The sequence below is a fragment of the Eudoraea sp. genome (assembly GCF_049665975.1).
Lineage (GTDB): Bacteria > Bacteroidota > Bacteroidia > Flavobacteriales > Flavobacteriaceae > Eudoraea.
Map to the genome: position 1 here is coordinate 1 of NZ_JBATGR010000281.1, position 7,761 is coordinate 7,761.

At 40.3% G+C, this 7,761-nt stretch carries 6 protein-coding genes and 2 tRNA genes; 4 read left to right on the forward strand and 4 right to left on the reverse strand.

What is annotated here, in order from left to right; translation table 11 throughout:
• The coding region (locus WBN20_RS09925) for an FG-GAP repeat domain-containing protein (protein WP_424281563.1) at positions 1-1,626 on the forward strand (1,626 nt) is incomplete at its 5' end.
• On the opposite strand, the gene WBN20_RS09930 is transcribed toward WBN20_RS09925, so the two are convergent.
• The 4 genes from WBN20_RS09930 to WBN20_RS09945 all read right to left on the reverse strand — a co-directional run bounded on the left by WBN20_RS09930 (position 1,623) and on the right by WBN20_RS09945 (position 6,834).
• Entirely contained in the window at positions 1,623-3,131 is a 1,509-nt protein-coding gene (locus WBN20_RS09930; protein ID WP_424281564.1) for a sulfatase family protein, read from the reverse strand. The genes WBN20_RS09925 and WBN20_RS09930 overlap by 4 nt on opposite strands.
• Positions 3,132-3,138: 7 nt before the next feature.
• On the reverse strand, positions 3,139-4,857 hold the full coding sequence (locus WBN20_RS09935) for a glycoside hydrolase family 9 protein (RefSeq protein ID WP_424281565.1): 1,719 nt from the start codon (positions 4,855-4,857) through the stop codon (positions 3,139-3,141).
• Positions 4,858-4,906: 49 nt separating this feature from the next.
• Complete coding sequence (locus tag WBN20_RS09940; protein ID WP_424281566.1) at positions 4,907-6,001, reverse strand: bile acid:sodium symporter family protein; 1,095 nt, start codon at positions 5,999-6,001, stop codon at positions 4,907-4,909.
• Between the two features lie 98 nt (positions 6,002-6,099).
• Positions 6,100-6,834, reverse strand: a complete 735-nt coding sequence (locus WBN20_RS09945) for a prolyl oligopeptidase family serine peptidase (RefSeq protein ID WP_424281567.1) — start codon at positions 6,832-6,834, stop codon at positions 6,100-6,102.
• Positions 6,835-7,110: 276 nt separating this feature from the next.
• Here WBN20_RS09945 and WBN20_RS09950 point away from each other — a divergent pair.
• The 3 genes from WBN20_RS09950 (at position 7,111) to WBN20_RS09960 (ending at position 7,743) form a co-directional block, all read left to right on the forward strand.
• A tRNA-Ser gene (locus tag WBN20_RS09950) sits at positions 7,111-7,194 on the forward strand.
• Between the two features lie 246 nt (positions 7,195-7,440).
• The gene (locus WBN20_RS09955) at positions 7,441-7,683 is read left to right on the forward strand and encodes a GIY-YIG nuclease family protein (protein WP_424281568.1); all 243 of its coding nucleotides are present in this window, start codon (positions 7,441-7,443) and stop codon (positions 7,681-7,683) included.
• Positions 7,669-7,743, forward strand: a tRNA-Pro gene (locus WBN20_RS09960). The genes WBN20_RS09955 and WBN20_RS09960 overlap by 15 nt, the downstream gene beginning before the upstream one ends.
• The last annotated feature ends 18 nt before the right edge of the window (positions 7,744-7,761 follow it).

Sequence of the window (7,761 nt, forward strand, 5' to 3'; positions counted from 1 at the left end):
CATAAATTCTCTCAATATGGGCCTGCTCTTGCGGTCGGAGATATAAATAATGACGGCCTGGATGATATGTTTCTTAGTGCAAGCCGGAAATTCGCGGAGACCTGGTTTATACAACAAAAGGATGGGAGCTTTGTTCAGGAAGAAGTTAATTACAAGAAGGGTAAAGAAATGGAAGAAGAAGATGCTGGTACCCTGCTCTTTGATGTTGACGGGGATCAGGACTTGGATTTATATATAGCAAGGGGATGCGCACAATATCCTCCGGGGGATATATTATACAAAGATATTCTTTTGTTAAATGATGGAACCGGCAGGTTTACTGAATCTGCTGACGGTATACCTGATATGAGGAGCAATTCATCTGCCGTAAGAGCTGCTGATTATGACAGGGATGGAGACCTTGACCTTTTTATTGGGAGCAGAGTGCTTCCTATGGCATATCCAAAAGCAGACCGCTCCTATATTCTAAGAAATGAAAGTACTCAGGGAAATGTTAAGTTTATTGATGTGACAGAGGAGGTTGCACCCGAATTGCAATACCCTGGACTTATAAGTGATGCCTTATGGACCGATTTCAACGGGGATTACTGGCCAGATCTAATTTTAGCCGAAGAATGGAAACCCATTCGTTTCTTTGAAAATAAGGAAGGAATCCTTCATGAAATAACAGATTCTACCGGAATTCAAGATAATTACGGTTGGTGGAACAGTTTGTCAGCAGCAGATCTGGATAACGACGGAGATACAGACTATGTTGCCGGAAATTTTGGCAAAAACATAAACTTCAAAGCCAATAAGGAGATGCCTGTACGCTTATACGCAAAGGATCTGGATGATAACGGAATGATAGACCCACTTATCTCTTATTACCTGAGAGATAGCGTAGGAACCAAGAAGGAATACCTGTATCATCCGTGGCAGGATGTTGTAAAGCAGTATGTGGGAATACGGAAAAGATTTAACTCCTTTGGTGAATTTGGTGAGGCCACCCTGCCGGAAGTTTTCCCGGATGGCCTTCTGGATGATGCCATGAAACTCACGTTTAACTATATGCAGACATCCTGGATTGAAAATCTCGGGGACGGCAAGTTTGAAAGTCATCCATTACCTATAGGAGCTCAACTAGCCCCGGTTTATGGGATAATCACAACCGATTTTAATAATGATAACCTATTGGATATTGCGTTGGTTGGGAATGATTTTGGAATGGAAGTACAGCAAGGCCCTGCCGATGCTTTTATAGGTATATTATTGAAGAATAAAGGGAATGGTAGTTTTGAAGCCATATCCCTGGAGGAGAGTCATTTCATGGTCCCGGGCGATGCAAAAAGCCTTGTAAGATTGACTGTTGCAAATGAAAAGTCTATACTGGTTGCTTCACAAAACAATGATTTCCTAAAAGTTTATGAATCAACAACAAACCCAGCCCCTCAGCTAATACCCCTAAAAGCTAATGAAGTCAAATGTATCTTGTATTTTAATAACAATGGCAGTCAAATTCAGGAATACTATTGGGGTTCATCTTTTCAATCTCAATCCAGCAGGCATATAGAAGTGAATCCAAACGTAAAACAAATCAAGTTTTTTGATAATAATGGCAAAGAAACAAGAACGCTAGATTATTAGTGTTCTTGTTGGTGTTTAAAATCCCCAAAGCGGTATTTAACTGTTCTCTTTAGAGGAATATTCATACCGTTGGTTTCTTCAAGCCAATCATATATGGCAGAAGACATGGATTTTGCTATTTCCTGTTTGTCCGGATCGGCTATTAAATTGTACATCTCCTCAGGGTCGTTTTGCAAATCATAAAGTTCATTTCTATCCCATATACCCTGATACTTCATGTACTTATATTGATCTGTGCGCATGCCAAAAACAGTAGGGGTCATTGGAAAATCATACTCCCAGTAATATTCATAAAATATTTCTTTGCGGGAAGCCACTTCTGTATTTCCGGTTAGAATCGGAATAAATGAAACCCCGGGCATATGCTCTGGTTGTTTAACACCTGCTTCGGCGAGGACTGTTGGCCCGATATCTATATTCTGTACCATTTGCTGTGGAACTTTACCCCCTTCAAACAATTCCGGACAACGTACCAGCAAGGGAACTTTTACAGACTCTTCATAAAAATGTCTTTTATCGATCAGGCCGTGCTCACCCCAACTAAAACCGTTATCCCCCATATAAATAATCAGTGTAGACTCATCGAGTCCTTCTTTCTTTAAATACTCCATAACGCTACCAATACTTTCATCAACGCCAAGCAGGGTTTCACAGTAATCTACAACCATTTCATATAAGTCCCGGTTAGAATGGTACATATAATCTACCCCATGCCAACTAATTCGCTGATCAGCAACCCATTGTGGCCATTTTAAATCCCGGTACTTGCCTGTTTTGGTCTGTTCATAGGTAGCAGGGAGTTTTATCTTTTTCCCTTTATAAACACCTTTATGTCTTTTGGCAGGTTGAAATCCGGCGTGCACTGCTTTATGTGAAAGATAAAGAAAGAATGGTTTATCCTTATCTCTTTTATCCATCCAATCCACGGCATGTTCCGTTAATAGATCTGTGATATAGGTAGAATCTTTATAGGCCACTCGCTCTCCGTTAATATTTAAAGTAGGGTTATAATAGACCCCTTGCCCGGGAAAACTTTCCCAATGTGTAAATCCGGGTTGTGGCTCATCGCCGTGGTCACCCATATGCCATTTTCCAAAAAACCCAGTTTGATACCCGGCTTTCTGTAAATACTCCGGGAAATAAGTCAGGTTACCAGGATCGGGAGCCTGGTTATCCACAATAGTATGGCTATGTGAGAATTGGCCGGTTAAAATAGAAGCCCGGCTCGGAGAACAAAGGGAGGTAGTTACAAAAGTATTAGGCAGGTAGGCACCTTCTGATGCCAGTTTATCCATATTTGGTGTTTGCAACCAGGGAACTTTACCTGTGAACCCCATATAGTCATACCTATGGTCATCAGTAAGTATAAAAATAACATTTCTGGGCTTTTTCTTTTGAACGGCAGTCGAGTCGTTTTTTATTTTAGTATTTGCAAAAGTTATTTCCGTATTTCCTAAAAGGAGACACATACCTAATAAAGCGATAGTAGTTTTTAGTATTCTCATAATTTGGTTATTTTGATTCTTGTTCCAGAAAGCCCAGAATATAAGTTAAAGGAGAATTCCAGTTTAAACATATTTCATTACTTGCGTAACTATCTTCATGATCCACCCAGCTTTTCATAGGTGTTACATTTTCAGGATAAACAACACCGTCAGTTACATCCTGTTTGTCCTTATTCGGGCCCCCGGAGAGTAGTCCCGGAACAGGATCCACTATACCGTCAGCGGCGCTTTGCCTGTGATGAATAAACATAGGTGGATTATCGCCAAAACCCGTTACAAAACTGTACCCTACTGCATTATTTCCCAATATATAATCAGCTGCTTGCCTTACAGCTGTTAAATACTCCGGTTTCTTTTCCAATCTGTATGCCTGGGCAATTATCATCGCTGTATTCAGGACATCACTATTCGAACCCCATTGAAAATCATCAACACATTGAAAATAATCATTTGTTTTTGTCCTCATGGTAAGGTCATCAGCGGTATTCAATATTCCTTCACGGAAAGTACCATAAAGTTCATCTGGAACAAGTGATTTGTTTTCTAAAAGAGTGAATATCCCCATAAACCTCATAAATTTTGTCCAACCATCTCCGGGGCTATAATTAAAATCGATATCTTCTTTTTTAAGATGTTCAAGGTAGCTGTTGTCAGAGGTAGTTATAAATAACTGTGAAGTAGCCCAGAAGAATTCATCATCAAAATTGGTGTCGCCATATTGACCGGTACTAATATCTTCCGGATTAACAAACTCAAGTTGTGGATTTTCCAAAGACCAGTTATACGCCTTTTTAGCGGCCTGAAGGCATTTTTCGGCGTATATAGAATCATAAGGCATAAAAATTCTTGCAGCCTGTGCCGCAGCGCCGGCAAAATCAAGACTGGCAGCCGTTCCCTTCCCAACAATATATTTTTGATTTGTTGCCTCATGAGGCATGACCATCCCTTCAAAATTTTTGGTAGTCAGTTTGTGAAACATCCCTCCGTCTTCGTCTTGCATGGTCAGTACCCAATCCATTTCATATTTAAGCTCATCTAAATAATCACTAATACCATTACCACTTTCAGGTATATTCAAATCCCCATCTGCAACACTATTTGGATATTGCTCCTCCAATAAAAAGAATTGTCCTAATGGAAAAGAGGCATTAACCACATATTTATTATAGTCGCCGGCATCATACCAGCCCTTGGGGGAATTTAAACTACCGCTTTGTTTACCACTAGATGGGTGATATAAAACGGAATCATCAGGATGCCCCAATGGCCTGCTCCATTGAGACGCATGCTTTTCATCAAGAGCCATGCTGGCTCTCTGGAAGTACAATCCCTTTATAGATCCCTTAAAAACAGGAAGTAAAACATGTTCTTTTATTTCAAACGGAAAAGAAAATCCTATGTCTTTAATATATATATGATAAGATCCAGTCTTTTTAAATTCACTGAAATCTGCAATGCGGACCATTTCACCCGCCAACTCCCAATCCAGTTGCCCGGAGAGCTCACCTGAAAAAACAGGCTCCCCTGAATGGCTGTCGACGACACTAAATTTCCGCTGGTCCATTTCAGAAACCACCACAGCCTTTTTTACAGCGTTGGGATAGTATCCAATTTGATTTAATCTAATTTGCCCGCTAAATGTATCACCCGGGTTTGGGATGGCCTCTTTGCAGCTTACTGCAAATAAAAGAACCAAGCCTCCATAAAGAAAGATTATCCTGCTCATACAAATATCTTTTTTATTTGTTTTTCATTTATTTTTCAACAAGTTGGCATTATGCCGCTTTGTTTTCATTTATTTCATTCTTAATGGGTTTTCCACGCCACCAGGTTGCTAAACCGGAGCCCGTAATATTCATCACAGGGCCAAACACAGCCGGTGCCAGACCCATTGTGGCTACCCTGCCCATTTCCAATGCAATCCCCGAAGCCAGACCGGCGTTTTGCATCCCAACTTCAAATGCAACAGTACGTGCCGACTTCCTATCGAGACCAAATACTCTGCTTCCCCAATATCCCAGGAAATAGCCAATTAAATTATGTAATATTACTGCCACTATCAAAAGTAATCCAAGTGTCAGGAGCGAATCCCTGCCTGCAGCTGTTATTATCGTAATGATAATGGCAATTCCGGCCATAGAAACTACCGGCATTGCTTTATCGAGCCAATTAAATCTCCCATGGGCATATCTATTGAACACAAGACCGGCAATGATTGGTAAAATAACAATTTTAACAATGCTCCAAAGCATCGCCAAAAAGTCAATCGGCACCAGCTGATTCGCCAAAATTTTCATCAGCAAAGGTGTTAATAGTGGTGCCAGCAGGGTAGCTACAGCAGTTAACGTAAGTGAAAGGGCAAGGTTTGCGCCTGAAATATAAGCCATTACATTAGATGCCAGACCACTGGGAGAACTACCTACCAAAATAATTCCTGCGGCAATTTCAGGGGGAAAGACAAATAAGGTAGCTAATCCATAGCCCACAAAAGGCATGATCGTAAACTGACATAAAACACCAACCAAAACACCTTTGGGCATTTTTACCACTCCTTTAAAATCCTGAAGACTCATCGCAGTCCCCATTCCAAACATGATTAGCATTAATAAAGGAACTATTAGTTTTTTAAGGTCGAAGCTTCCCACTTTGGAAAAAAATTCAGGATAGAACATAGATGCAGTCACTGCTGCAAATATTAATATGGTAAAAGAAAACCCTTTCATTGAGTCAATACTTCGTATGGCTAAAGCCAGGGATAGAAAAAAAAGTATCAAAACAGGACCCTGCTTATTAAAATCTCCCAAAATCAATAAAATAACAGCAAGTATTCCTGAGCTGATGGCTATTGCAGAAATTATTTTTTTATACATTAACTTGCTTCTTTTTCCTCAATAAATATACTATCTATTTATCGGGGAACCTTTGGAATAGCTCTTAAATTTTAAGGGAAAAGTAAAGACATGAGTAGCTATTCTTTGCTGCGTTTTTGCTTTATAAACCATTCGTACAATTCTTCGGTATTATAAGCTTGTACCCATGCATTATGCCCTACTCCATCATATTTGGTAAATGTAACATTATAGCCCATTTCCTTAAGCTTTGCAACCATGTCCTCGGATTCGGAAATAGGTATAGATTTATCTTCAGTACCATGAAAAACCCAGATTGGCATATTTTTATTTATCCAGGCCGCATAGGGTACAGGGGTCATTCCGCAAACGACCGCCAAAGCTGCAAATTTATCCGGGTATTGTACAGCAAGTTCCCAGGCAGCACCCCCACCCCTGCTTAAACCGGTAAGATATATTCTATCAACATCTACCCTATTTGATGCTATTATGGTATCCAGTAATTGCATGATCGCCCTGGTATTCCACCATTTTGTTTTATATGGGTTTTGAGGGGCAAGTATTAAAAAAGGGAATTCCTTTCCTTCAGCCAAAAGCTTAGGCGGACCATTAGTTTTGAGGTCTTCAAGGGTGCCTCCTGCTTCTCCTCCTCCATGTAAAAATAAAAGAAGGGGAAGTTTATCCTTTTTTGCCTCTTCATATTCTTTGGGAAAATAGAGGTAATATTGCAAATTCTCAACCGATACAGTTTCTTTTTCATCTGCAATTAATTGGGACTGTGCGGAACAGGACTGAATAGAAAGTAGACATAGTACAATTGAAGTATATTTTATAAAAGAAGATATTCTTTCCATTTTTAGTATGGTTATTCCGTAAAAAATTTGATTTCAAAAATTAGCTAAATGATTAAATGCTCTATTGAATTCATATGAATTCATGAATTTAGTTAAATTAATTTATTTTGAAGCGTATAAAAAACGGGGTGTTCATCCTTTGGTATTTTTAATAAATCAATAAAGATTGAAATCTGTCTTTTATCGTTTAAATATTCAATAAAAAAGTTGCGTTCCAGGATATGAAGAATTACATTTGCATCCGCATTTTATAATGCACGTTCATTTAAAAATTCAGGAGAGGTGCCGGAGTGGTAACGGAGCAGATTGCTAATCTGTCGACGCGTAAGTGTCGCCTGGGTTCGAGTCCCAGTCTCTCCGCTTTCGCCAGCCTTTTTCCGCCTGCGGCGGAACCGGCAGGCTGCAGCGGCTATTTCCGCTACAAGTTCATGATGGTACGCCACTTGCAATTTGGAAATTGAAATATTGAGAATTACACCATCGGGGTGTACCACGCTAATGCGTGGCAGGTCTCACCCGGCCTGTAACGCAAAGCGTTAATATCGCGCCTGCTGGCAGCAGGAAGGTCGTCACGCTGAGGCGTGACCACCCCAACTAGAGAAAATTATGTTTGTGTACATTCTCTTTAGTGAAAAACGTTCTAGGTATTATGTAGGTCAGACTGCAGATATCAATAAAAGATTGAAAAGACACAATGAAGGATTTGTTCCTTCTACCAGGGGAGGAATTCCCTGGAAGTTAGTTTTGCAAATACCTGTGGATAGCAGATCAAAAGCTATACAGCTGGAAAAACGCATTAAGAAACGCGGAGCAAAACGATTTATAGATGACCATCGGGGTGTAGCGTAGCCCGGTTATCGCGCCTGCTTTGGGAGCAGGAGGTCGCAGGTTCGAATCCTGCCACCCCGACGAACCGCCTTTTAGGGC

Bases quoted from the DNA above. Each gene is read 5' to 3' on its own strand.
- WBN20_RS09955 (WP_424281568.1), top strand. From the start codon at position 7,441: ATGTTTGTGTACATTCTCTTTAGTGAAAAACGTTCTAGGTATTATGTA.
- WBN20_RS09940 (WP_424281566.1), bottom strand. From the start codon at position 6,001: ATGTATAAAAAAATAATTTCTGCAATAGCCATCAGCTCAGGAATACTT.
- WBN20_RS09935 (WP_424281565.1), bottom strand. From the start codon at position 4,857: ATGAGCAGGATAATCTTTCTTTATGGAGGCTTGGTTCTTTTATTTGCA.
- WBN20_RS09930 (WP_424281564.1), bottom strand. From the start codon at position 3,131: ATGAGAATACTAAAAACTACTATCGCTTTATTAGGTATGTGTCTCCTT.
- WBN20_RS09945 (WP_424281567.1), bottom strand. From the start codon at position 6,834: ATGGAAAGAATATCTTCTTTTATAAAATATACTTCAATTGTACTATGT.